This window comes from Paeniglutamicibacter selenitireducens (assembly GCF_051550675.1).
Classification (GTDB): Bacteria; Actinomycetota; Actinomycetes; order Actinomycetales; family Micrococcaceae; genus Paeniglutamicibacter.
This window is the reverse complement of the sequence record NZ_JBPULF010000002.1, coordinates 683,569-708,262: the sequence shown is the minus strand read 5'-3', so window position 1 is coordinate 708,262 and position 24,694 is coordinate 683,569. Positions and strand designations below refer to the sequence as shown.

Here is a 24,694-nt window from a genome sequence, read left to right as displayed (position 1 = left end):
CGGGCCGGCGGGTGATCGGTGTGATGGGCACTGAGATCACCCGCCTTTCCCTGTTTGAGCGGCAAACGAGTGCCGCTGCCTGGGTTGCGTCGGGTGGGGCGGTGGACACGCGTCGCCCGGTTCCGCACGGGGCACCTTAAAAACCCGGGCGCCGGGATCCATGCGGAGTGCAAGGATCCCGGCGCCCGTTTCTGGGGGTGCGCGTTCTTCCCTAGTCCACGCGCACCGCAAGCGAATCAGAGAGCTGCTGGGCCGCGCTGCGCAGCTGCGGGACGGCACGCTCGGCGAACTCGTCGGTCACCCGGGTGACGGGCCCGGAAATGGAGATGGCCATCGGGGTGGGGGCCCCGGGAACGGCCATGGCCAGGCAGCGCACACCGAGCTCCTGCTCCTCTTCGTCGATCGCGTAGCCGCGGCCGCGAATGAGTTCCAGCTCGGAGAACAGGCGGCTCATGGTGACGATGGTGTTGGGGGTGGCCACGGCCATGCCGGCCTGGTCGACCAGCCTGCGCACGCGGTCGTCGTCCAGGACGGAGAGGATGGCCTTGCCAACGCCCGTGCCGTGAAGGGTCGACCGGCGCCCCACTTCGGTGATCATGCGCATCGAGTGCGGCGACTGCGCCTGGGCGATGTAGGTGACCATGTCGCCGTCGAGCACCGCGATGTTCGCCGATTCGCCAAGGCTGTTCACCAGGGACTTGAGGACCGGGGTGGCCAGCGCGCCAAGCTGGCGGTTTGCGACTTCGCCGAGGCGAATCAGGCGCGGGCCCAGGGAATAGCGGCGGTTCGAGAGCTGACGCACGTATCCGATGCCGACCAGGGTGCGCAGCAGCCGGTGGATCGTGGGCAGGGGCAGGGGAGTGTCTGCCGCAAGTTCGCTGAGCGCCGCCTCGCCGCCGGCGCGAGCTATGACTTCCAGCAGCTCAAAGGCGCGCTCAACGGATTGGACGCCGGATGACGCTTTGGGCTCGGGCATGGCGAGGCTCCTTGTAGTGGGGGCAGCGATGAATCGTTCTGCTACATAACTTACCGGAGCGTGCCGGAATTTTTCCGCGATCCGGAACCCGCGACCGGGATTCTATGAGCCAGGCCACAAAATAGGCTTGTATTTTCATCCTGTAGATAATAGTATCCACTATACGGAAAACTTTTCTCGAGGAGGAACTCATGGCTGTCCCTAGCCCCGGTTATTCATTGACCCTGCGGGTCGAAACCCCAGCAACGATTACTGCAACGAGTGAACTCGCCGTTGCCGTGGGTAATGCCGGCGGTTCCATCACCGCTCTGGACGTCGCCGAATCCGGCCACGAAACCGTCGTCGTCGACGTCAGCTGCAACACCACCGACGCGGCCCACGGCCAGCTCATCCGCGAAGCGCTCGAGGCCCTCGAAGGCGTCAGCGTGCGCAACGTTTCGGACCGCACCTTCCTCATGCACCTCGGCGGCAAGCTCGAGGTAGTGCCCAAGGTGGCGCTGCGCAACCGCGACGACCTCTCCCGCGCCTACACCCCGGGCGTCGCCCGTGTCTGCATGGCGATCGCCGAGAACCCGGCGGACGCACGCAACCTCACCATCAAGCGCAACACCATCGCCGTGGTCACCGACGGTTCGGCCGTCCTGGGCCTGGGCAACATCGGCCCGGCCGCCGCACTTCCCGTCATGGAAGGCAAGGCCGCGCTGTTCAAGCAGTTCGCCAACGTCGACGCGTGGCCGGTCTGCCTGGACACCCAGGACACCGAGGAAATCATCAAGATCGTCAAGGCCCTCGCCCCGGTCTACGGTGGCGTCAACCTCGAAGACATCGCGGCTCCGCGTTGCTTCGAGATCGAGGCCCGCCTGCGCGAGGAACTCGACATCCCCGTCTTCCACGACGACCAGCACGGCACGGCAATCGTGACCCTGGCCGCCCTCACCAACGCGCTGCTGGTGGTCGGCAAGCAGATCGACGACGTGAAGATCGTCATCTCCGGCGTCGGCGCTGCCGGCAACGCCATCATCCAGCTGCTTGCCGCACGCGGGGCCAAGAACATCATTGCCTGCGGACGCAACGGCGCCATCAGCAGTGCCGATGTCTCCAGCGACCCGCACCGCAACTGGCTGGCGGAGAACACCAACCCGGAGAACTTCACCGGCACCCTCCACGAGGCGATCGCCGGCGCCGACGTCTTCATCGGCGTCTCGGCACCGAACATCCTGGCCGAGGATCACATCGCCTCCATGAACAAGGACGCCATCGTCTTCGCCATGGCGAACCCGGACCCGGAGGTGGACCCGGTGGCTGCCGGCCGCCACGCGGCAATCGTCGCCACGGGCCGCTCCGACTTCCCCAACCAGATCAACAACGTGCTGGCCTTCCCCGGGTTCTTCCGCGGCCTGCTCGACGCCCGCGTCTCGGACATCACCGATGCCATGCTGCTTGCCGCAGCCGACGCCATCTCGGCCCGCGTCAGCCAGGACGAGCTGAACCCCGGATTCATCATCCCCTCGGTCTTCGACCCGCACGTGGCCGGCGACGTCGCCGAGGCCGTCGCCAACGCGGCCACCAAGAACAAGTAGCAAGAAGGAACACGCCGATCATGACCATCACCGTGACCCACTACCCGGCCGTCGCACAGGCCGAAACCATCCTGTCCGCCGAGGCGCTGGAATTCGTGCGGAAGCTGCACGCGAACTTCGCGGCGACCCGCAACACGTTGCTCGAGGCGCGCACCGTTGCGCGCGCGCAGGCTGCCAAGACCGGGCGCCTGGAATTCGACCCGGCCACCGAAGGGATCCGCAACGGCGACTGGACCGTCGCACCGGCCCCGGCGGCACTGCAGGACCGCCGCGTGGAAATCACCGGCCCCGCCACCCCGGCGAAAATGGCCATCAACGCCCTGAACTCCGGCGCCAAGGTCTGGCTCGCCGACCTCGAGGACGCCTCCACCCCCACCTGGCACAACGTCATCGATGCGCTGGCCAACCTCGGCGCCGCGGCACGCGGCACCCTGAAGTTCGTCTCGCCCGAGGGCAAGGCCTACAAGCTGCGCACCGACGCACCGCTGGCCACCGTGGTGGTCCGCCCGCGCGGCTGGCACCTCCCGGAGGCCAACGTGCTGATCGACGGGGAGTCCGCCGTGGGCGCGCTCGTCGACTTCGGCCTGCACTTCTTCCACAACGCCAAGGTGCTCAGCGAATCCGGACAGGGCCCGTTTTACTACCTGCCCAAGATGGAGTCCCACCTCGAGTCGCGCCTGTGGAACGAGGTCTTCTCGTTCGCCGAGGCCGAACTGGGGATCGAGCACGGCACGATCCGCGCCACCATGCTCATCGAGACCATCCCGGCCGCCTTCCAGATGGACGAGATGCTCTACGAGCTGCGCGACTACGCCTCCGGGCTGAACGCGGGACGCTGGGACTACCTCTTCTCCATCATCAAGTACTTCCGCGAGGCCGGGGACAAGTTCATCATGCCGGACCGCGCCGACGTGGCGATGACCGCCCCGATGATGCGCGCCTACACCGAGCTGCTGGTGCAGACCTGCCACAAGCGCGGGGCCTTCGCGATGGGCGGCATGGCTGCTGTCATCCCGAACCGCCGCGAACCCGAGGTCACCGCCGCGGCCTTCGAGAAGGTCCGCAACGACAAGACCCGCGAGGCCAACGACGGATTCGACGGCTCCTGGGTGGCACACCCGGACCTCGTCGCAGTCTGCCGCCAGGTCTTCGACACGGTGCTCGGCCAGAAGCCCAACCAGCTCGACCGCCAGCGCCCCGAGGTCGCCGTCACCGCGGACCAGCTGCTCGACGTGGCCTCCGCGCCCGGCTCCGTCACCGAGGCCGGCGTCAACGCCAACCTCTACGTCGCCGTCGCCTACACCGCGGTGTGGCTCTCCGGCTCCGGCGCCGTGGCGATCCACAACCTCATGGAGGACGCCGCCACCGCGGAGATCTCCCGCTCACAGATCTGGCAGCAGATCAACAACAAGGTGGTGGCCGCCGACTCGGGCAACACCATCACCGCCGAGCTTGTCGCCGCCGCCCTGGAAACCCAGGTGGAGAAGCTGCGCGGCGAGATCAACGACGAGGCGCTCTTCGAGGCCTACTACGTCCCGGCCGCGGAACTCATCGGCCGCCTGGTGTCCGGCCGCGAGGAGGACTTCGAGGACTTCCTCACGCTCCCGGCCTACCGCTTGCTGAGCACCGAGCTGGTGGCCCAGTGAGTGCCTTCCCGGCGCTCGGGCCGGTGGCCCTGGCCGCCATCGACGCGCAGCTTGCCGGCACCGACGCGCTGCTGGCCAACGGGTACCCGGGCGACGACGGACGACGCCAGCCGGTCCACACCGCCTACGTGGCGGCGGACAGGTTCACCACCACCCTTGCAGCAAGCTGGGGCGCCGAGGCGCTCGAGGCAGCCGGCGGGGTGGCCGGGCTGGCGACCCTTGCCGGGTCGCTCGGGCTGCAGGATCCCGGCGCGCTGGCCGAGCTGGTGGCGGCGAAGCTGCGCACCGAACCCATCGAGGACCTCCGGCTGGACTTCGAGGACGGGTTCGGGGACCGAGGCGACGACGAGGAGGACGCGGCGGTGCTCGTCGCAGCGCGGCGCGTCCAGGCTGCGGTTGCCGACGGCACGGCACCTCCGTTCATCGGCATCCGCTTCAAGTGCTTCGAGGCGCCCACCCGCGCCCGGGCCCTGCGCACCCTCGACCTGTTCATCGCCGAGCTGCTGGAGCACGGGCCGCTGCCCGAGGGCCTGGTGCTGACCCTCCCGAAGGTCACCACCATCGACCAGGTGAAGGCCATGGTCTCGGTGTGCGAGAAGCTCGAGGAGGCGCATTCGCTGCCCGCCGGGCGGCTGCGCTTCGAGGTCCAGATGGAGACCCCGCAGCTGATCCTCTCCCACGAGGGCACTGTCCCCTCCGCCGGGCTGATCCACGCGGGCCGCGGCAGGGTTTCCTCCCTGCACTACGGCACCTACGACTACTCGGCCTCGCTGGGGATCGCCGCCGCCTACCAGTCGATGGAGCACCCGGCCGCCGACTACGCGAAGAACGTCATGCAGGTGGCCGTCGCCGGCACCGGCGTGCACCTCTCCGACGGCTCGACGAACATCCTGCCGCTGGGCGATCCCGAGGCAAGGCACGCGGCCTGGGCGCTGCACGCGCGGCTGGTGCGCCGGCACCTGGAACGCGGCATCTACCAGGGCTGGGACCTGCACCAGAACCAGCTCGCGACCCGCTACCTGGCCACCTACGCGTTCTACCGCGAGGGCTTCGACGCGGCGGCCGCGCGCCTGCGAAACTATGTGCACCGGATCGAGTCCTCGATCATGGACGAGCCGGCCACCGCCAAGGCGCTGGCCAACTTCATCCGCCGCGGCCTGGTCTGCGGCGCGATCACCCCGGCCGAGGTCACCGCCGCCGCGGAGATCTCCCTGAACACCCTTGAATCGATCGCCCTGGCGCGAGCAAACCAGACGGAGGAATCACATGCCTGACATCCGGACCCGTGCCGATGCCAACTACTACGCCAACTACGGCGGGCACCCGCCGCAGACCGACCTGCTGACGGACCGCGCCATCGTCACCGAGGCCTACACCGTGATCCCGCGCGGCGTGCTGCGCGACATTGTGACCTCGGTGTTCCCGGAGTGGAGCGGAACCCGCGCCTGGGTGCTGAACCGCCCGGTGGCCGGCGGTTCCACCACCTTCGCCCAGTCGATCGTCGAGGTAGCCCCCGGCGGCGGCTCGCAGCACCCCGAGCCGCAGGCGGAGGTGCAGTCCTTCATCTTCGTCGTCTCCGGCGTGCTGAGCCTGAACATCAACGCGACGGCCCACACCCTGGAGGAGGGCGGGTTCGCCTACGTCCCGGCCGGCGCGGACTGGTCGGCGCTGAACAACGGCGTGGACACCGCGACGTTCCACTGGATCCGCAAGCGCTACGAGCCGCTGGCCGGGGTCGCGGCCCCGGAGCCGGTGGTCGGCAACGAGAAGGACATCGTCCCGGGCGCCATGCCGGACACCGAGGGCAAGTGGCGCACCACGCGCATGCTTGACCCGGAGGACGTGGCATTCGACTTCGGCGTGAACATCGTGACGTTCGAACCCGGCGCCTCGATCCCGTTCGCCGAGACTCACGTGATGGAGCACGGCCTGTACGTGCTCGAGGGCAAGGCCGTCTACCGGCTGAACGCCGACTGGGTCGAGGTGGAGGCCGGCGACTACATGTCGCTGCGCGCCTTCTGCCCGCAGGCCTGCTACGCCGGCGGACCGTCGAACTTCCGCTACCTGCTGTACAAGGACCAGAACCGCCAGATCGCCTTGTAGGCACCCCGAGCCAAGCCGGGTGTGCGCGGACCCAATCTTCCTGGGTCAGCGCACACCCGGCTTTTTGCGTCGCGACCGATCACTGCCGTCGGGTGCCGTCGCCGAGCACCCACTCGCCGCCTTCCCCGGCCGCCGGGGCCATGCCCGGGTCGCCCGTGGCTCGCATGATGCGCACCGCAGCCACCACGGCGTTGAGCGGCGACTCCTGGCCGGTCTCCGTGGCGGCCAGGTCGATGGGCTGGGCCGGCGCGCGGTCGGTGGAGGTGGGCTGCCGATGACGCAGACACGGCTCCGTCCCGCGCGCAGGGACGGAGACCGCTCCCCACGTTGTCAGGCAGGCACGGCTTCGGACCCGAGCGCCGGAGTCCCGTTCACGGTGGGCAACGTGGGGCCCAGGGTTCCCCGGGGGTTCAGATGGACGCCGGCGATCATGCACCGGACCGAGCCGCCGGCGAGTTCAATCGTCGGCACGTCGACGGGAAGCAGCGTGCAGCTGCGTTGCATGATCTCCTTCTGGGCGTGGGTAAGGCTCCGGTATGCCCGTTGGGACAGCGCCAGCACGAGACCGCGACTGCCTCGCAACTCCATCGCATTCCCCGCAAATTCCCGGATCTGGGACGGGGCCAGGTCGATGACGGTGCGTCCCGATGAAACCAGACGTTGCACCACCTCCCGGCGGCGGGCCTGTGACCTGATCAGATCCAGCCCCACCAGCGCAAACTCGGTCGCCACGCACATCATGACATTCGTGTGGTAGATGGCAGTACCGTCCGAGTCGGTCGCGTCGAACAGCATGGGTTCGTAACCGAAGTTCGTGCAAAACCGTTCCAGGGCCACCGGGTCCGCCCGGTGGGACCTGGCGACGTAAGCCACTCGCTCCTGGTGGTCCAGGACCATGGCGCCGGTGCCTTCCAGGAACAGGCCGTCCGGCTCCAGCCCCGAATAGTCGATGACGTCCTGCACCCGATAGCGGCTTTTCAGGAGTTCGATGATGTCCGACCGGCGCTCGTGCCGACGGTTCGGGGTGTACATCGGGAAGAGTGCGACGTGGCCGCCGGAATGCGTGGACAGCCAGTTGTTCGGGAACACACTGTCCGGGCGGGTGTGGTCGGGATCGTCGAACAGGTGCACCGTGACGCCGGCGGCCTCAAGTGCCTGGGCCAAACGGGTTACCTCTTCATATGCGGCAGTTGCAAGCCTGCCGGTGTCCAAGTGCTCACCGGAGGCCTGGAAGGCATTGTCTGCTCCGGTGTCCGGGTTGGGCGTAAACCTGTGGGGCCGGACGAGGATCGCGGCGGAAGGGGCCTGGACCGACAATGCGGGCCTAGGATTCGACCGGAGAGAGCGAACCCACAAGACCGAAGAGGTTCTTCGGGTCCTCCGGGTTTGCGACGAGGTCGATCTCAACAAAGAAGTCGGAATCTTCCACGGCATCACGGACGTAGCGAAGGGCGGAGAAGTCCTCGATGGCGAAGCCAACGGAGTCGAAGATGGTGACCTGCTCGGACGTGGTGCGCCCCGGCATCCGGTTGTCCAAGACCTGCCAAAACTCGGTCACCGAGAAATCTGCCGGCATCTGCTGGATCTCACCTTCGATCCGTGTCTGCGGGGTGTACTCCACGAAAACATCGCCCAGTTCCAGGATGGCGGCGTCAAGTTCGGTCTTCCCGGGGCAATCCCCGCCGATGGCGTTGATGTGTACGCCGGGGGCGATGAGGTCCGCCGTGAGGATCGTGGCATTGGTCTTGTCCGCGGTGCATGTGGTGATGACATCCGCGCCGCGGACGGCGTCGGCCGCCGAGGTCGCAACGGTGATGTCAAAGCCCAGCTGCGCGATGTTGCGTACAAACTTCTCCATCGCGGCCGGGTCGGTGTCCCAGACCCGGAGCGTGGTGATCCCGAGGGCCGCTTTGAACGCCAGTGCCTGGAACTCAGACTGGCTACCCGTTCCAATCATGGCCATCACGGCGGAATCGGGCCGGGCAAGCTTCTTCGCGACCATCCCGGAGGTCGCCGCAGTCCGTAGGGCTGTCAGCAAGGTCATCTCGCTCAGGAATGTTGGGTATCCATTGTGGACATTGGCCAGAACGCCGAACGCAGTCACCGTCTGGAAACCACGGGCGGGGTTCGACGGATGCCCATTGACGTACTTGAATCCGTAGGTCTCTTGATCGCTGGTGGGCATCAGTTCGATGACACCGAACGGGGTGTGGCTGGCCACCCGGGGCGTTTTATCGAAGAGTTCCCAGCGGCGGAAGTCATCCTCCAGGTAGGCCATCATCCGGGAGATGATGGATTCGGCTCCCTGGCGGCCGACCCATCGCACCATGTTCTGAACATCGACAAAACGCGTCATTGGCGTCTCTCTTTCCATCTAAGAAGGTTGATGTCCCCAAGGTATGTCGCCCCGATATTCGTGCACAATGAACGAAGAGATTACTTTTTGACGAGAATCTGATCAAAATGATGCGCCCGCCTTAGCATTTCGCTATATCGGCCTCCCCAAGCGCTGCAGGCGGATCCCGGCAATTACCTCAGTACCGAGCTGAGCAGGAGGCTCGTTTCGCTGTTGACGACGCCTTCCACGGATCGGATCCTGCCCAGCACATTGTCGAAGCCGCTGAGGTTTTCGGTGGCCAGTTCGGCCACGAGGTCCCAGCCGCCGTTGGTGGTGTGGAGTGCCCGGATTTCAGGAAAGCCCCTGAGCTCCCGAATTACCTTGTTGGCCGATCTGCCCTCAACTCCGATGAGGGTGATGGCTCGAATGGCCAGCGGATCCACCTCGTCACGGACCCTGACCGTGAAGCCCACGATGGTTCCGGATGCGAGAAGGCGGTCGAGCCGGCTGTTCACTGTTGCCCGGGCAACACCTAGTTTGCGCGCAAGACTGGCCACTGAGGCGCGGCCATCCTCGCGGAGGGCCGAGAGGAGCTGACGGTCAAGATCTGTGAGGTCGGTCATGTGCATAATGTACAACTTGCTTCGGTGATCTGTGCATTCTTTGAAGAAGAAGCGAGCGTTTTGACAGTTGAGCTGGCAGATCACTCACCCGCTCCGTGAATACACCAGTGGCGGCCAACGGCAATCCGGCGGCGCGAGTACGTGCGGCCGCCACTGTTGCACCTCTGCCTCAAGGACCGGTGCCGCGCCCCCGGGCGAGACCACGGGTCTTCGCCCTTCAACCATCGCGATCTACGTGCCGCAGTTGCGTGCATTGGATGGGTTCACGGTCCAGGTCGAGGAGTTCGTCGGGCATATGAAAAATACCTAGCTCGGGGCCGGGACAGAAACCATTTCGCGTCCCTGGAGAAGAAGCATCGCTGCGGACAAGTACCCCGCGGACCGTCCCATCTCGGAGAACCCGGCACCAAGGGAAGCACCGGCACGAATTGCGGCCAAGCCGAAGCCGGACATGCCGACAGGCGCATCGTAGGCCGGAGGCGCGGTACGGCAGGGGCCCGTCCACACGAAACCGTAGGACTCCGACGAAAGGGCAGGGGGTGGTCGCCGGCTTTCAAACCGGCAACCACCCCCTGCCCTCTAGTGGAATTGCACGTTGTCGCCCGCGTCAGCCGGCGTTGACCGAAGCCTTGGTGATCGGCCAGCCGGTCACGACCTTGGGGCGCGGCGTCGCATAGGTGCGCACCTTGGAGGTTTTCAGGCCCATGCGGACCAGGGACTCTGCGATCGTGACGGCGGCGCGTACCCCGTCCACGATGGGCACGCCGGTGGCCGCGGCGACCTTCGACTCGAGTTCGGCCATGCCGCCGCAGCCGAGCACTATGACCTCGGCCTTGTCGTGTTCCACGGCCTGGCGGGACTGCTCGACGATGGCGGCGACGGCACGCCCGGGGTCCGACTCGAGCTCGAGCACCCCCAGGCCGCTGGCGCGCACCGAGGCGCAGCGGTCGGTGAGCCCGGCCAGTTTCAGCCGGTCCTCGATCAGCGGGACGGCGCGGTCCAGCGTTGTCACCACGGAGTACTTGTGGCCCAGGAACTGGGCCGTGGAGGCCGCTGCCTCGGTGATGTCCACGACCGGCACGTCGAGCAGTTCCTGCAGCCCCTCGCGGCCGTGCTCGCCGTACCCGGCCTGGATGACGGCGTCGAAGGGCTCGGGGTAGTTCACTACCTTGTCCATCACGGCGATGGCGGCCAGGTAGCTCTCGAAGTTCCCCTCGCAGGAATCGGCGCCGAAGTTCGGCGTGAGCTCGATGATCTCGGTGCCGGGGGAGGCCACCGAGCGGGCCGAGTCGCCGATGGCACGGGTCATGGAGGCGGTGGTGTTGACGTTGAGGACCAGAATGCGCATGGTCGTTCTCCTGGGGTTGGGGGCGTTAGTGGGTCGGGGCGACGGCGATGTCCTCGCCGCTGACGTCCGCGTAACCGGTTCCGCGCTTGGCGACGGCCAGGTAGACGACGGCGCCGAGGCCGGAGCCGATGAACCATGCGAACGACGAGAGGTGCGCAAAGGCCGGCGAGAAGGCAAGGAACAGGGCCGCGACGGAGGACACGGCAAGTGCCGTGACGGCGCGCAGGTTCACGCCGCGGGTGAAGAAGTAGGTGCCGTTCGGATCGATGCGGTACAGGTCCGGCACGTTCACCTTTGAGCGGCGCAGGATCCAGTAGTCGGCCATGATGATGCCGAAGAGCGGGCCCAGCAGGGCGCCCAGGCCGCCGAGGAAGTAGGTGATCACGGCGGGGGAGTTGTAGAGGTTCCAGGGCAGGATCAGCAGGCCTATCACCCCGGAGATCAGCCCGGCGCTGCGGAAGTTCAGGCGCTTCGGGAACAGGTTGGTCAGTGCGTAGATCGGTGCCACGAAGTTGGCCATGAGGTTCACCGCGATCGTGAGCACCAGCAGCGCCAGCGAGGCCATGATCAGCAGGAAGGTGTTGGGGATCGCCTCGACGACGTCGGAGGGGCTCTGGATGACTGTCCCGTCGATCTTGAACTGCGCGCCTGTCATCACCACGACGATGACGCCGAAGAGCAGCATGTTCAGGGGGATGCCGTAGAAGTTGCCGCGCACGATGGCCCGCTTGGACACGGCGCTGCGGGTGAAGTCGCAGAAGTTCAGGACGAAGGTGCCGTAGATGGAGACCCACAACGCGCCGCCGCCGAGGATTCCCAGCCACATGTCAATGCCGGTCTTCGTCTCGCCCGTCGACCAGGCGATGGACCCGCCGGCCTGGATGAACATCCACAGCGCGAGTGCGCCCATGGTGAAGAGGATGACGGGGCCGGCGAAGGCCTCGTACTTGCGGATCATTTCCATGCCGTAGCTGACGATGACCAGCTGGATGGCCCAGAGGGACACGAAGCAGATCCAGCCCAGGGTGGAGAGCCCCAGGATGTCGTTCCCGTTGATGGCCGCGGCCGACGGCACCAGGGCCAGGACCATGACCACCAGGACCACGGAGGCCAGGTAGGTCTGGATGCCGAACCAGGCGATGGCCACGGCGCCGCGCAGCAGTGCGGGGATCTGGGCGCCGCGGATGCCGAAGGCGATGCGGCTCATGACGGGGAACGGGACACCTGTCTTTTCGCCCATGAACCCAGAGAAGTTCAGGAGCGCGAAGAGCAGGACGGCGCCGAAGCCGAGGGCAAGCAGGATCTGCCAGCCACCGAGGCCGAGGGCGAACAGGCCGATCGCGAAGGCGTAGTTGCCCAGGGAGTGTACGTCGTTGGCCCACAGGGTGAAGATGCTGTAGCTGGACCAGGTCCGGCCCTTCTTGGTGGTGGGAGCCAGGTCGTTGTTGTAGAGCGTGGGGCTCAGGCCATGGGGGTTCAGGTCGGCGGCGGAGTGGCCCGCCGGTGTCATGGATTGTTGCGTGCTCACGTCGGGAGAGGTCATGGGAGTGCGCCTTTCGGCCAAGCGGTGTGATGGGGGTTACAGCTGCTGGAAATGATGATGGCATGATTCCACAAAAAAGAAAAGCATTATCGTATCGTGGAAAACTGATGAAAATCGGTGATGCTCGAAGTGCGCGCCGAGCCCTTGGTGGCCGCAGTATCGGCTGGCGCAATTGCCCGCCCCGCCGCCGTGCCGGGTGGCGCGTAAGGCTCTTGACAGTGACCGAAGCCACTCACTAGAGTTCTCGTAAAGCAAAAATCATATTTCGCTCTGCGGAAATTATCCTGTGAGGGAGTCGAAGATGTCCTACACCGTTAACTGCTCGATCCTGCTGACCGAACTTCCCGTGCTCGAGCGTGCGGAAGCCGCCAAGGCCGCAGGGTTCGACAGCGTCGAATTCTGGTGGCCGTTCGCCACCGCCGTGCCCGCGGACTCCGAGGTCGACGCCTTCGTCGCCTCCATCAAGAACGCCGGCGTGCAGCTCGCGGGACTGAACTTCTTCGCCGGTGACATGCCCGCCGGCGACCGCGGCCTCGTCTCCTGGAAGGGCCGCTGCTCAGAGTTCAAGGACAACGTGGCCGTCGTGGCCGCCATCGGCGAGGCAACCGGCTGCAAGGCCTTCAACGCGCTCTACGGAAACCGCCAGGAGGAATTCACCCCGGAGGAGCAGGACGAACTGGCCCTCAAGAACCTGCTGGCGGCAACCGCCGGCGTGGCGTCCATCGGCGGCACGGTGCTCATCGAACCCGTCTCCGGCACCCCCGCCTACCCCCTGAAGACCGCCGCGGACGCGCTGGGCGTCGTCAACAAGGTCAAGGCCGCCGGGGGATCGAACATCGCCCTGCTGGCCGACTTCTACCACCTGGCGGTCAACGGCGAGGACGTCGCGGCGGTCATCGAGCAGCACGCCCACGAGTTCGGCCACGTGCAGATCGCCGACGCACCGGGCCGCGGCGCACCGGGCACCGGCGAGCTTCCGCTGGGCGAATGGATCACCCGCTCGCGGGAGCTCGGCTACACCGGCGGCATCGCCCTGGAATACAAGCAGGAACGCGAAACCGCATTCAACTGGCTCATCCGCCAGAACGCCTAAGCCGCACCGCCCCACATCCCACGAACTCCCCAGGAGCACACCATGCCTAACAACCACAAGATCGCCTTCATCGGACTGGGCATCATGGGCCTTCCCATGGCCATCAACCTCACCAAGGCCGGCTTCGATGTCACAGGCTACAACCGCAGCCCCGAAAAGGTCGCGGCACTCGTCGCCGCCGGAGGCACCGGAGCGGCAAACATCGCCGAGGCCGTGACGGGCGCCGACGTCATCATCACCATGGTTCCGGACTCCGCCGACGTCGAGGGCGTCGTCACCGGCGAACAGGGTGCCTTCAAGCACGCCACCCCGGGTGCCCTCTGGATCGATGCCTCCTCCATCCGCCCCGACGTCGCAGCACGCCTGGCCGTCGAGGCCCGTGCCGCAGGCGTCCGCCCGCTGGATGCCCCGGTCTCCGGCGGTGAGGCCGGCGCCATCGACGCGGTGCTCTCCATCATGGTCGGCGGCGACAGCGCAGACTTCGCCGACGCCGAAGCAGTGCTCGGCGCGGTGGGCAAGACCATCGTGCACGTGGGTCCCTCGGGCTCGGGCCAGACCGTCAAGGCCGCCAACCAGCTGATCGTCGCCGCAAACATCCAGGCACTCAGCGAGGCAGTGGTCTTCCTTGAGGCCTACGGCGTGGACACCGACGCGGCGCTGAAGGTACTCGGCGGCGGCCTGGCCGGTTCCAAGGTGCTGGACCAGAAGGGCCAGAAGATCCTGGACCGCAACTTCGACCCCGGCTTCCGCCTGGCCCTGCACCACAAGGACATGGGCATCGTCACCTCGGCGGCCCGCGAGGCCGGCGTGATCCTCCCGCTGGGCGCCGTCGTGGCCCAGCTGGTGGCCTCCACCGTCGCCAGCGGCGACGGATCGCTCGACCACTCAGGCCTCTTCCGCGGCGTCGAGCGCCTCTCGGGCAAGGCCGAGGTCGCGGCACTCGCGGCCTCCTAAAGACTCGGGTCCCCGCGCGCCCTCGCCAACCTCCTGGAGAAGAACGCGGGGACCCGGCACGAATCGGTCGCCGGCATGCGTTCCCTGACGTCCACCGGCGACCGTACACACTTCCACCCCCGTCTCCCGCACGGATGACACACCAAGAACGAGGACCACCATGCCAAAGATGCGCGCAGTAGACGCCATTGCCCTGATCCTGGAGAAGGAAGGCGCCACCGAAGCCTTCGGCCTCCCGGGTGCCGCCATCAACCCGCTGTACTCGGCCATGAAGGCCCACGGCGGAATCCGCCACACGCTGGCCCGCCACGTCGAAGGCGCAAGCCACATGGCCGACGGGTACTCCCGCGCCACAGGCAAGATCGGCCTGTGCCTGGGCACCTCCGGCCCCGCCGGCACCGACATGATCACCGGGCTGTACGCGGCCATCGCCGACTCCATCCCGATGCTGTGCATCACCGGCCAGGCGCCCACGGACAAGCTGCACAAGGAAGACTTCCAGGCAGTGGACATCGAGTCCATCGCCAAGCCCGTCACCAAGTTCGCCTCGACGATCCTGGAGCCGGGACTGGTCCCGGGCACCTTCGCCAAGGCCTTCCAGGTCATGCGCTCCGCACGCCCGGGCCCGGTCCTGCTGGATTTGCCGATCAACGTGCAGCTGGCCGAGATCGAATTCGACATCGACGCCTACGAGCCGCTAACCCCGGACAAGCCCGCGGCAACCCGCGGCCAGGCCGAGAAGGCCCTGGACCTGCTTGTCGCGTCCGAGCGCCCGATCATCATCTCCGGCGGCGGCGTCATCAACGCCAACGCCTCCGCACAGCTGGTGGAACTCGCCGAGCTGCTGAACATCCCGGTCTCCCCGACCCTGATGGGCTGGGGCTCGATCCCGGACGACCACCGCCTGCAGTCGGGCATGGTCGGCATCCAGACCCACACCCGCTACGGCAACGTCTCCTTCCTGGCCTCCGACTTCGTGCTGGGCATCGGCAACCGCTGGGCCAACCGCCACACCGGCGGCCTGGACACCTACCGCAAGGGCCGCACGTTCGTGCACATCGACATCGAGGGCACCCAGATCGGCCGCGTCTTCTCGCCGGACTTGGGCATCATCTCCGATGCCGGGGCAGCGCTGGAGCAGCTGCTGGCCGTCGCTCGCGAGCGCAAGGCCGCCGGCACCCTGCCGGACTACTCGGCCTGGGCCGACGAGTGCACCGCCCGCAAGGGCACGCTGCACCGCAAGACCAACTTCGAGAACGTGCCGATCAAGCCGCAGCGCGTCTACCAGGAGATGAACGAGGCCTTCGGCCGCGACACCACCTACGTCTCCACCATCGGCCTCTCGCAGATCGCCGGCGCGCAGATGCTGCACGTCTACGGCCCGCGCCAGTGGATCAACGCCGGCCAGGCAGGACCGCTGGGCTGGACCGGCCCGGCTGCCCTGGGCGTGGCCCGCGCCAAGCCCGGGTCGACTGTCGTTGCGCTCTCCGGCGACTACGACTTCCAGTTCATGATCGAGGAACTGGCCGTCGGCGCGCAGTTCAAGCTGCCCTACATCCACGTCGTGGTGAACAACTCCTACCTGGGCCTGATCCGCCAGTCGCAGCGCCCGTTCGAGATGGACTACCACGTGTCGCTGGGCTTCGACAACATCAACTCCCCGGAGACCAACGGCTACGGCGTGGACCACGTCAAGGTTGCCGAGGGCCTGGGTTGCAAGGCAGTTCGCGTGGAGGACCCGGCCAAGCTGGCCGAGGGCTTCGCCGAGGCCGGGCGCCTTGCCGCGGAGTTCCAGGTGCCGGTCGTCGTCGAGGTTATCCTTGAAAAGGTGACGAACATCGCCATGGGCGCCGAGCTGGACGCCGTCAACGAGTTCGAGGACCTGGCCGAAGCCGCCGAGGACGCCCCGAGCGCGCTGGTGCCGCTGGGTGCCGCAGTGGCCGTCGGCGCCTCCGCCTAAAGGAAAGCCATCATGCTGGTAGTCATCGCCTCAGACAAATTCAAGGGTTCCCTGACCGGGGCCGAGGTGGCCCGCGCCGTGGCCACCGGCCTGGGACGGCACATCCCCGAGCTGCTCACCCGCGTGGTGCCGGTCGCCGACGGGGGAGAGGGCACGCTCAACGCGGCCCTGGAGGCCGGGTTCCGTGCCCGCGAGGTGGAGGTCTCCGGCCCCACAGGGGCGCGGGTGCGCGGCTCGATCGGGTTGCGCGGGGACACCGCGGTTGTCGAGTTGGCGACCTCCTCGGGCCTTGACCTGCTGCCCGGGGGCCTGAAGGACCCGCTGGGGGCTACCAGCCTTGGCACCGGTGAACTCATCGGTGCGGCACTCGACGCCGGGGCACGCGAGATCGTGCTGGGTGTCGGTGGAAGTGCCTGCACCGATGGCGGAGCAGGAATGCTCCAGGCTCTGGGGGCCCGCTTCCTGGATGCGGCGGGCCACGAGCTGCCACTCGGCGGCGGGGCACTCGAGCGGTTGGCCGGCGTGGATTTGAACGGGCTTGATCCACGCCTGGCCGGCTGCACGGTGGTCCTCGCCGCCGATGTGGACAACCCGCTGACCGGTCCCAACGGCGCCGCAGCGGTGTTCGGGCCGCAGAAAGGCGCCACCGCGGCACAGGTCGAACACCTCGACGCGGCCCTGGGCACCTTCGCCCGGGTGCTCGGCGACGCGCTCGACGCGGATGCCGTTGCGGCCCAGGCCGTGGCACCGGGCGCCGGAGCCGCGGGCGGGGTGGGTTTCGCGGCCCTCGCCGTGCTCGGCGCGACCCGCCGCCGCGGCATCGACGTGGTGCTTGAACTCACCGGCCTGGCCGACGCGCTGGTCGGAGCGGACGCCGTTGTCACAGGGGAGGGAAGCCTCGATTCGCAATCCCTCGAGGGCAAGACCCCGATCGGCGTGGCGGAGCTGGCCCGGGCCCACGGGGTGCCGGTGTTTGCCGTCTGCGGGCGCACCTTGCTGGATGCGCAGACGCTCAGGACCGCTGGCTTCGAGAAAGTCGTGGCACTGCAGGACCTCGAACCCGACGCCAACCGCAGCATGAAGAACGCCGCGGCCCTGGTACAGCAGGCGGCAGAATCCCTGGCGCCGCTGCTGCTGGGGGTCGCCGGAACGGGCGTACCGTCCCCCGTCGCCTAGCGGCCGCCACGGCCGCCACAGCCCCCTCATTCTCTTTCCCCCATCACAACGTTAGGAACGAATCCCATGAGCAACACCGAGCTCGCCGAGGCAACGACGCCTCGCGAAGAATCCCACCCGGCCGCGGGAAGCGACTACGACCTGGTCATCCGCGGTGCGCAGGTCCTCACCACCGCGGGCACCGTCGCCCGCGAGGTGGGCGTGCGCAACGGCAAGATCGTGGCGATCGAACCGCTGGGCAACAACCTCTCCGGCGCCCAGGTGATCGAGCTCGACGAGTCCGAGGTGCTGATTCCGGGCCTCGTGGACACCCACGTGCACGTGAACGAGCCGGGGCGCACCGAATGGGAGGGCTTCGAGTCCGCCACCAAGGCCGCCGCGGCCGGCGGCGTGACAACCATCGTCGACATGCCGCTGAACTCCATCCCGCCCACCGTGAACCTCGAGGCGCTGGAGATCAAGCAGGACGCCGCGCGCCGCAAGGCCTTCGTGGACGTCGGTTTCTGGGGCGGAGCCGTGCCGGGCAACAAGGCCGACCTGCGCACCCTGCACGATGCCGGCGTGTTCGGCTTCAAGTGTTTCCTGCTGCACTCGGGCGTCGAGGAATTCCCGTACCTGGAGCCGGACGAGATGGAGGAGGACATGGCCGAGCTGGCCTCGTTCGACTCGCTGATGCTGGTCCACGCGGAGGACTCGCGAGCCATCGACCGCGCCCCGAACGCCGAGGGCGACCACTACGACCGCTTCCTGGCCTCCCGCCCGCGCGGCGCCGAAAACGTCGCCGTCGCCGAGGTCATCGAGCGCGCCCGCTGGACCGGGGCCCGCGCGCACATCCTGCACCTGTCCTCCTCCGACGCGCTGGCCATGATCGCCAGCGCCAAGCGCGACGGGGTGAAGCTGACTGTCGAGACGTGCCCGCACTACCTCACGCTGCTCGCCGAGGAGATCCCCAACGGCGCCACCGCCTACAAGTGCTGCCCGCCGATCCGCGAGGCCTCGAACCGCGAACTGCTCTGGAAGGGGCTCGAGGACGGCGTCATCGACTGCATCGTCTCGGACCACTCACCGTCGACGCTGGACCTGAAGGACCTGGAGAACGGGGACTTCGGCGTGGCCTGGGGCGGTGTCGCCTCCCTGCAGCTGGGGCTTTCGCTGGTTTGGACCGAGGCCCAGCGCCGCGGCATCAAGCTCGAGACGGTGCTGAACTGGATGTCCAAGCGTCCGGCGGAGATCGCCGGGCTGCACCACAAGGGCGCCATCGCGCTGGGCAACGACGCCGACTTCGCGTTCTTCGCCCCGGGCGACAGCTACGTGGTCGATGTGAACAAGCTGCACCACAAGAACCCGATCTCCCCGTACCAGGGCAAGGCGCTGGCCGGCCGGGTCCGCCGCACCTTCGTGCGCGGCACCGAGGTCGACTTCCAGACCCCGAAGGGCCAGCTGATCCGCCGCGGCGAAATCTAGGCCCGCGGCACCCCGGAAAAACAACTTCCCCCGAGACGGCGCCAACCTCTCATTCCAGTAATCACCGGCGCCGGCTCGGGGGTTTTCCCATGCCCGGGGAATGCCGCGGCGAACCGGTTGCCGGAAATTTGGTATACCTATCGACCATCGACGGGCGGCTGCGGCCTGGCGGGCTGCGTGGCTCGCGGGATGCGCAAAATTCCGTTCTTCGTCGTCGAATCGAAGGTCTTGCGGGGGCGGAAAAGGCTTCACGTGCTCCGCTTGGGTGGCGAGTCCTATTGCTTTTGGGATACCAAAGTAGAATACTCGGAGGAAAGCAGCCATCTGATACCGGAAAGAAGCCGAACATGACGATCATCTTGAATGCCTCCAGCCTGGAGAATGTCCTGGACATGCCCTCAACCGTTGAAGCGGTCGAAGGCATCTTCCGGGAAGCCGGACTGGGCACCGCGGTGCAGCCCAGCCCGATCGCCATGGGCGTTGAACCCGCCGATTCCAGCTTCATCATCATGCCGGGCGTATCCTCCGGCACGGCGTTGGCTTCCGTCAAGCTGCTGGCGGACATCCCCTCCAACGCCGGGCGCAGCCTGCCGACGCAGCGGTCGCTGATCCTGCTCTCCGACCAGGTCACCGGCGAACCCCTGGCCATCCTCGACGGCAGGGTGCCCACCCGGATCCGCACGGCGGCGGCCAGCGCGGTGGCCAGCCGCCACCTGGCCCGCCCGGAATCCTCCACCCTGGGGCTGGTGGGGGCCGGGGCCCTTGCCGTCGCGCACGTCCACGCCCTGCTCTGTGTGCTGCCTATCAAGCGCGTGGTGGTGTGGTCGCGGACCGCGAAGCGCACCGACGCGTTCCTGGAAGCCGTCGCGGATCTCGGGTTGCAGGTCGAGGTGGCCGGCAGCATCGAGGAGGTATTCGCCGAAAGCGACGTCGTATGCACCTTGACCCCGTCGGTCGAGCCGCTGGTGCGGGGCGAGTGGTTCCGCCCCGGACAGCACATCAATGCCGTCGGGTCCAGGCCGCGCCCGGGCGAGCGGGAAATCGACTCCGCCGGGATGGCGCGGGCCACCCTCGTCGTGGATCACCGGGGCACGGCCGAGGCGAAGTCCGGCGAGTACCTCCTGGCCCTTGCGGAGGGCGCGATCACGCCGGAAGACATCGCCGCGGAACTCGGCGAGGTTGTTGCCGGACGCGTTCCGGGCCGAGTATCGGCCGAGGACATCACGCTCTTCAATTCCGTGGGCGTGGGCCTGCAGGACCTGGCCATCGGGCGCCTGGCCTACGACCGTGCGGTGGCACAAGGCCAGGGCCAGCGGGTCGACCTGGCGTTGTAGCCCGGGCAAGCGCATAGAATCAAAGCGCAAAACAAAACTTCATGAGGCACGACGGGAAGGCCTGACAGGTGTCAGAAAAGCCAGGGTTCGAACCGGAATCGGTTCGCGTAACCGACCAGCTCCGCGATCAGATCATCGACGGCGTCCGCCTGCCGGGCAGCAAGCTGGTCGAACGTGACCTCGCGGAGGAGCTGGGTGTCAGCCGCCTGCCCATCCGGGACGCGCTCAAGACGCTGGTGACCGAGGGAATGGTGACGCCCCGTCCGCGCACCTGGGCGGTGGTTCGCGAATTCACCGCATCGGACATCGCGGACCTGAGCGAGGTGCGTGCTTCCCTGGAGTTGCTGACGTTCAAGCTTGCCGCGCAGCGAAACACTCGTGAAGGGCTGGCCGAGCTGCGCCGGGTGCTGGACGAGGAGCATGCCGGGGCGGCTGCGGGGGACGCCGTCGGCGCCCGCCGTGCCGGGGCACGCTTCCACGAAACCGTCACCAAGCTCGCCGGAAACGACCTGCTGGTCGAGCTGCAGGGCACGCTTTCATCGAGGATGCGCTGGCTGCTGTCCCAGCACGACGACCTCGAGGCCATGGCCGCCGAACACGAGCTCTTGTTCGACGCGATCGCCCGGCGCGACGTGGAAAGCATGGACGAACTCGTGCTGGGCCACCTCGAAACCAGCAAGCTCCGCGCCGCAGCCAAGGCCGGCCAGGAGTCCGACCTGTAGCAGGCTGCCGTGTCGGTGCGGCGGGCGTCCCGGCCTGGTCCGGGAATGCCCTATTCGTCCCCGAGGTGGGCCGTGTAGGAGGGCACCATGTCGACCTCGATCAGCTTCGGGTCGAGGCCCGCCTCGCTGATCAGCTTCTCGAGGTCTCCGGTTTCCGGCAGCGGCATCGGCCCGGTGACCCGAACCACCACCTCTCCCTGGACCGTGTCGACTTCCAGCAGGTCCCACCCGGACTTCTTCGCCCAGGCTTCCGCGGCATCCCGGACGTGGCTTTCCCGAAGCGCCTCCGAGCTGGTCTTGTAGCTGGAGATCGACAGCGGTGCGCCGACCACCAGGACCATGGCGACGATGACCAGGATGGCATGGCGCTTGTTCACAGGCCGCCCCGCAACCTCGCCGTAGATCGCGGGAATGCGGTGCACGCCGTAGACCGCCATCACCACGATGCCGGTGGCCAGGATGGCCGTCACGTTCGTGACAAAGAGCAGCAGCGCCCCCATCGACTGCCCCACCTCGCCGGCTTCCAGCGTCAGGCCGGCGACCACCAGGGGAGGGACAAGCGAGATGGCGATGGCTACCCCGGGAAGCGTGTCGGAGATGTCCTTGCGGATCAGGGCGATGGCGCCGACGACGCCCGTTCCGAGGGCGGCCAACAGGTCGATGAGACCGGGATGTACGCGGCTTGCGACCTGTGTCCGGGTTTCGGCGACGATGTCGTTGACGATCACCAAGCCCACCAGATATCCGATGATGATGGCGGCCGCGGCCCCGGCGACGACCAGGGCGACGGAACGGACCAGGTTCTTGCGATCTCCCAGGACGGTGGCCAGCACCGTTCCCTGGATGGGCATCAGCATCGGGGCGACGATCATCGCCCCGATCACTGTCGCGGTGGAGTCGGCAACCACACCCGCCGTGGCAATGATGGCCGAAAGCGTCAGGAGGATCCAAAAGCGGCTCAGGCGTTGGCCGCTCGCGGGTCCCTCAAAGAACACCGCATCGCGCATGACGGAAACATCATTCCGGATCGACGTGCTGCTTTTTTCCATGGGTCCTCCTGCGAAGGGTCAACTGGCCATTATCGGGCGGGAGACCTGCCCTAAAGATTGCTTCGGCGCGTTTGGATCGAACTCCAATGACGCTCCGACCAGTTGCGATAGCATCCAAGTTATGTTCTGGGAATCATTAGGGGAAATCATTCCGTTGGCTTTTGGCATCATCGTATCGCCAATGCCTATTGTGGCCGTCATTGCGCTGCTATTGGGCAGCAAAGGAAAAGTCAATGCGGTGATTTTCACTGCGGTATTCACCGCCACAACGCTGCTGTTGACCCTGGTCTTCGCTTCGGGTGCCAAGAACACCGCACCTTCGGGATCGCTGTTTGCCACGGTCTTGCACATTGTCTTGGGCCTGGCATTCGCGGGGCTGTTCTTCTTCCTCGCCTGGAAAAGCTGGAAGGGGCGCCCCCGCAACGGGCATAGTGCGGCCGAGCCGAAGTGGCTGGCGGCCATCGATTCGTTTGGCCCGGGCAAAGCCGTGGGTCTTGCCTTGTTCATGACGGTGGCCAACCTCAAGAACATTCCGATCATGATCGCCGCCGGGGCTTCGATCGGTACCGCCCAACTCACGTGGCCGCTGGTGTTTGTCGCGGCGCTGATCTTCACACTCATTTCATGCCTCGGGCTCATAGTTCCGACAGTCATCGGCGGCAGCGGTTCAGCGCAGGTCAAGGACTTCCTTACCTCGACCAAGGCAACGCTCACCGAGCACAATGCCATGATCATGACGGTGCTCTTCTTCATCCTTGGTGCCATGCAGCTGGGGAAGGCCATCGGTTCGTTCTCGTAGACGACGAAACGTCAGGGTCGCCAGCCGACTGCTGCAAGAGCATGGTTCCGGGATGGCGGGAGACCGGCGGTTACCGGTTCTGCCGACGGCTGAGCAGTGCCTAGCCGAGATCGTCCAAGGCGCTGCGGTTGCTTGTGTGCACGCGTGCATTGCTTAACAACCCCAGCGTCTCAAGCCGCTCGCGCAATGGTTGTCGAACACGGCTGAATCCCAGCTCTACCTGTCGTCCTGTCAACCATGCGTGGAGCGACTCAATCGTCTCGGCGGCCGTCACGTCGACATCCGTGACAGCACGTAGGTCTATGACCACGTGGCGTATCGGTTCGGTTGATTCGGCGACAGCCCGGCGAACCGCCGCGTCGAGGGCTGCGGCGTTGGCGAAGAACAAGGGGGCGGAGAACCTCACGACGAGGATTCCGGGAGCCGTTTCCTTGATGGGCAGCTCGGGATCGAGGAGGGAAACAGTAGCCTCGCCGTCAGCGCCAACAATGTCGATCGATGGAGTCGAGGCGCTGCGCGCCAAATTCACCAAGGCCAGCGTAAAGGCGATGAGAATTCCGGGGATGGCACCGATGAAGAGGGTGCCCAAGAAGCAGGCCGCCCCGATGACAAACTCAAAGCGGTCCTTGTCCCAAATTTGCCGAAGCTCAACGAATCCCAACAGGGGCATGATGGCTACCGCGACGATCGCCCCGATTGCAGGGGCGGGGATGTTCTCAAGCAATCCAGTGCCGAACAACAGCAACGCCAAGGTTCCCACTGCTGCAACAATCGCCGGCCATTGCGTGCGTGAGCCAGCTTGGTCCATTGCCGCGGTGCGGGAAGTGGAGGAACCAACTGCAAAGCCGCCGGTGACGCCCGATGAGATATTGGCCAGCCCAAAGGCCATCAGGTCGCGATTGGGGCGGGTGCCGTACCCGTGCTTCTCTGCATAGCTCCTGGAAACGAGCAGCCCCTCGGCGGTGGTGACCATGGTGAGGGCAATGGCCGAGGGAACAAGCGCGAGCCACGTGCGGAGGTCGAGGTCTGGCCACCCGATAGCGGGGGCTCCGGACTCGACATGTCCCAGGACCGAAACGCCTGAACTCTCCAGCCCGCTGAGGACCAGGAGAATGGTGGTCACGATGAGGACGAGCAATGCCCACGGTACATAGGGGGCCAATCGTTTGCCGATGACCAGAATGGAAACGGACAGGGCGGCGATGAGGATCGACCACGGATTTGCGGTGCCGAGCCCGGACACCAGACCGACAAGTTTGGTCGTGAACTCTCCACCTGACTCGATGGAGACACCAAGCATCTTGGCGATCTGGCTGACCATGATGTCCAGGGCCAGACCTCCTACAAACCCGATCAAGATGGGTTTGGAGAGGAAATTCGCCAGAAAGCCGAGCCTGAAATACGAAGCAAGCAGGAAAAGCACACCGGAGATGATGGCCTGGGCCACGGCCATGGTGGCGTAGGCCCCGGAGCCGGCAACGGCAAGGCCCCCCACCGAGGAAGCAACGAGTGCCGCGGCGGCCGCATCCGGGGAGGCCACCACCTGACGGGATGAGACTGTCAGTGCATAGATGATTGACGGCAGGATCATCGCGTACAGGCCTGCGGTAGGTGGCAGGCCCGCGATCTGGGCGTACCCGATGTTCAGCGGTACCGCGATGGCCAGCAAGGTAACCCCGGCAAGTGATTCGCGGATGATGTTCTGGCGCGACAGGCCACTCAGAGGTTTGTACATGGCAGGTGCCTTCCCGGCCACGTGCTCCGGGGCCAAATCCTGGGTGGACGGGGTGCAGTCAGGCACGCTCGCCCAGAATCACTATCTACTCTTTCTTAAATGCATTCTTGAAGTCGGGCAATCGGAACATTTTCCGAATATCGTTTCGTATGTCCTCGTCGAGCGCTTCCACGGAGAATGCCGCAAAACTCGGTTTGTGGTGAGGAAGGAAAGCCTGAATGAATCTCTGAACCGAGCCTTCTTCAATAGGT

General features: G+C 66.4%; 20 protein-coding genes. 12 read left to right on the top strand and 8 right to left on the bottom strand.

The genetic code is table 11. From position 1 onward, the window contains the following. Positions 1-211: 211 nt before the first annotated feature. The gene (locus tag ACSYDW_RS06675) at positions 212-976 is read right to left on the bottom strand and encodes an IclR family transcriptional regulator (RefSeq protein ID WP_438337929.1); all 765 of its coding nucleotides are present in this window, start codon (positions 974-976) and stop codon (positions 212-214) included. Between the two features lie 191 nt (positions 977-1,167). Here ACSYDW_RS06675 and ACSYDW_RS06670 point away from each other — a divergent pair, with 191 nt between their 5' ends. From ACSYDW_RS06670 to ACSYDW_RS06655, 4 genes are read left to right on the top strand one after another with little or no spacing between them, the layout of a single operon-like run. Then, on the top strand, positions 1,168-2,556 hold the full coding sequence (locus tag ACSYDW_RS06670) for an NAD-dependent malic enzyme (RefSeq protein ID WP_438337928.1): 1,389 nt from the start codon (positions 1,168-1,170) through the stop codon (positions 2,554-2,556). Positions 2,557-2,576: 20 nt separating this feature from the next. After that, on the top strand, positions 2,577-4,202 hold the full coding sequence (gene aceB / locus ACSYDW_RS06665) for a malate synthase A (protein WP_438337927.1): 1,626 nt from the start codon (positions 2,577-2,579) through the stop codon (positions 4,200-4,202). Then, positions 4,199-5,476, top strand: coding sequence for a DUF6986 family protein (locus ACSYDW_RS06660; RefSeq protein WP_438337926.1), 1,278 nt, complete (start codon positions 4,199-4,201; stop codon positions 5,474-5,476). The genes aceB and ACSYDW_RS06660 overlap by 4 nt, the downstream gene beginning before the upstream one ends. Then, positions 5,469-6,305 carry a bifunctional allantoicase/(S)-ureidoglycine aminohydrolase gene (locus tag ACSYDW_RS06655; protein ID WP_438337925.1) on the top strand — a complete coding sequence of 279 codons (837 nt, stop codon included), beginning with the start codon at positions 5,469-5,471 and terminating at the stop codon, positions 6,303-6,305. The genes ACSYDW_RS06660 and ACSYDW_RS06655 overlap by 8 nt, the downstream gene beginning before the upstream one ends. 330 nt (positions 6,306-6,635) lie before the next feature. Here the strand turns inward: ACSYDW_RS06655 and ctlX are convergent, their stop codons facing one another. The 5 genes from ctlX to ACSYDW_RS06630 form a co-directional block, all read right to left on the bottom strand. Continuing rightward, entirely contained in the window at positions 6,636-7,622 is a 987-nt protein-coding gene (gene ctlX, locus ACSYDW_RS06650; protein ID WP_438337924.1) for a citrulline utilization hydrolase CtlX, read from the bottom strand. Positions 7,623-7,629: 7 nt separating this feature from the next. Further along, on the bottom strand, positions 7,630-8,661 hold the full coding sequence (gene ocd, locus ACSYDW_RS06645) for an ornithine cyclodeaminase (RefSeq protein WP_438337923.1): 1,032 nt from the start codon (positions 8,659-8,661) through the stop codon (positions 7,630-7,632). A gap of 173 nt (positions 8,662-8,834) precedes the next feature. Further along, entirely contained in the window at positions 8,835-9,266 is a 432-nt protein-coding gene (locus tag ACSYDW_RS06640) for an Lrp/AsnC family transcriptional regulator (RefSeq protein ID WP_438337922.1), read from the bottom strand. 607 nt (positions 9,267-9,873) lie between these two features. After that, positions 9,874-10,614 (bottom strand): aspartate/glutamate racemase family protein, encoded by a 741-nt coding sequence (locus ACSYDW_RS06635; protein ID WP_438337921.1) that lies wholly within the window; start codon positions 10,612-10,614, stop codon positions 9,874-9,876. A gap of 25 nt (positions 10,615-10,639) precedes the next feature. Further along, positions 10,640-12,124 (bottom strand): NCS1 family nucleobase:cation symporter-1, encoded by a 1,485-nt coding sequence (locus ACSYDW_RS06630; RefSeq protein ID WP_438337956.1) that lies wholly within the window; start codon positions 12,122-12,124, stop codon positions 10,640-10,642. Between the two features lie 334 nt (positions 12,125-12,458). Here ACSYDW_RS06630 and ACSYDW_RS06625 point away from each other — a divergent pair, with 334 nt between their 5' ends. The 7 genes from ACSYDW_RS06625 to ACSYDW_RS06595 all read left to right on the top strand — a co-directional run bounded on the left by ACSYDW_RS06625 (position 12,459) and on the right by ACSYDW_RS06595 (position 20,860). After that, a complete protein-coding gene (locus ACSYDW_RS06625; protein ID WP_438337920.1) occupies positions 12,459-13,250 on the top strand; it encodes a hydroxypyruvate isomerase family protein in 792 nt (263 codons plus the stop codon). A gap of 42 nt (positions 13,251-13,292) precedes the next feature. Then, positions 13,293-14,204 carry a 2-hydroxy-3-oxopropionate reductase gene (locus tag ACSYDW_RS06620; RefSeq protein WP_438337919.1) on the top strand — a complete coding sequence of 304 codons (912 nt, stop codon included), beginning with the start codon at positions 13,293-13,295 and terminating at the stop codon, positions 14,202-14,204. Between the two features lie 160 nt (positions 14,205-14,364). Then, positions 14,365-16,164: a glyoxylate carboligase gene (gcl, locus tag ACSYDW_RS06615; protein WP_438337918.1), complete on the top strand. Its 1,800-nt coding sequence runs from the start codon at positions 14,365-14,367 to the stop codon at positions 16,162-16,164. A 12-nt stretch (positions 16,165-16,176) separates the two neighbouring features. After that, complete coding sequence (locus tag ACSYDW_RS06610) at positions 16,177-17,340, top strand: glycerate kinase (RefSeq protein WP_438337917.1); 1,164 nt, start codon at positions 16,177-16,179, stop codon at positions 17,338-17,340. A gap of 66 nt (positions 17,341-17,406) precedes the next feature. After that, positions 17,407-18,804, top strand: coding sequence for an allantoinase AllB (gene allB / locus ACSYDW_RS06605; RefSeq protein ID WP_438337916.1), 1,398 nt, complete (start codon positions 17,407-17,409; stop codon positions 18,802-18,804). A gap of 347 nt (positions 18,805-19,151) precedes the next feature. Then, the gene (locus tag ACSYDW_RS06600) at positions 19,152-20,138 is read left to right on the top strand and encodes an ornithine cyclodeaminase family protein (protein ID WP_438337915.1); all 987 of its coding nucleotides are present in this window, start codon (positions 19,152-19,154) and stop codon (positions 20,136-20,138) included. A gap of 68 nt (positions 20,139-20,206) precedes the next feature. After that, complete coding sequence (locus tag ACSYDW_RS06595; protein WP_438337914.1) at positions 20,207-20,860, top strand: GntR family transcriptional regulator; 654 nt, start codon at positions 20,207-20,209, stop codon at positions 20,858-20,860. Between the two features lie 50 nt (positions 20,861-20,910). Here ACSYDW_RS06595 and ACSYDW_RS06590 read toward each other — a convergent pair whose 3' ends face one another. Continuing rightward, positions 20,911-21,867 carry a DUF389 domain-containing protein gene (locus tag ACSYDW_RS06590; RefSeq protein WP_438337913.1) on the bottom strand — a complete coding sequence of 319 codons (957 nt, stop codon included), beginning with the start codon at positions 21,865-21,867 and terminating at the stop codon, positions 20,911-20,913. On the opposite strand from ACSYDW_RS06590, the gene ACSYDW_RS06585 reads away from it, so the two are divergent. After that, the gene (locus ACSYDW_RS06585; RefSeq protein WP_438337912.1) at positions 21,866-22,708 is read left to right on the top strand and encodes a GAP family protein; all 843 of its coding nucleotides are present in this window, start codon (positions 21,866-21,868) and stop codon (positions 22,706-22,708) included. The two genes, ACSYDW_RS06590 and ACSYDW_RS06585, sit on opposite strands and share 2 nt — an antisense overlap. A gap of 100 nt (positions 22,709-22,808) precedes the next feature. Here the strand turns inward: ACSYDW_RS06585 and ACSYDW_RS06580 are convergent, their stop codons facing one another. Next, a complete protein-coding gene (locus ACSYDW_RS06580) occupies positions 22,809-24,443 on the bottom strand; it encodes a SulP family inorganic anion transporter (RefSeq protein WP_438337911.1) in 1,635 nt (544 codons plus the stop codon). Between the last annotated feature and the right edge of the window lie 251 nt (positions 24,444-24,694).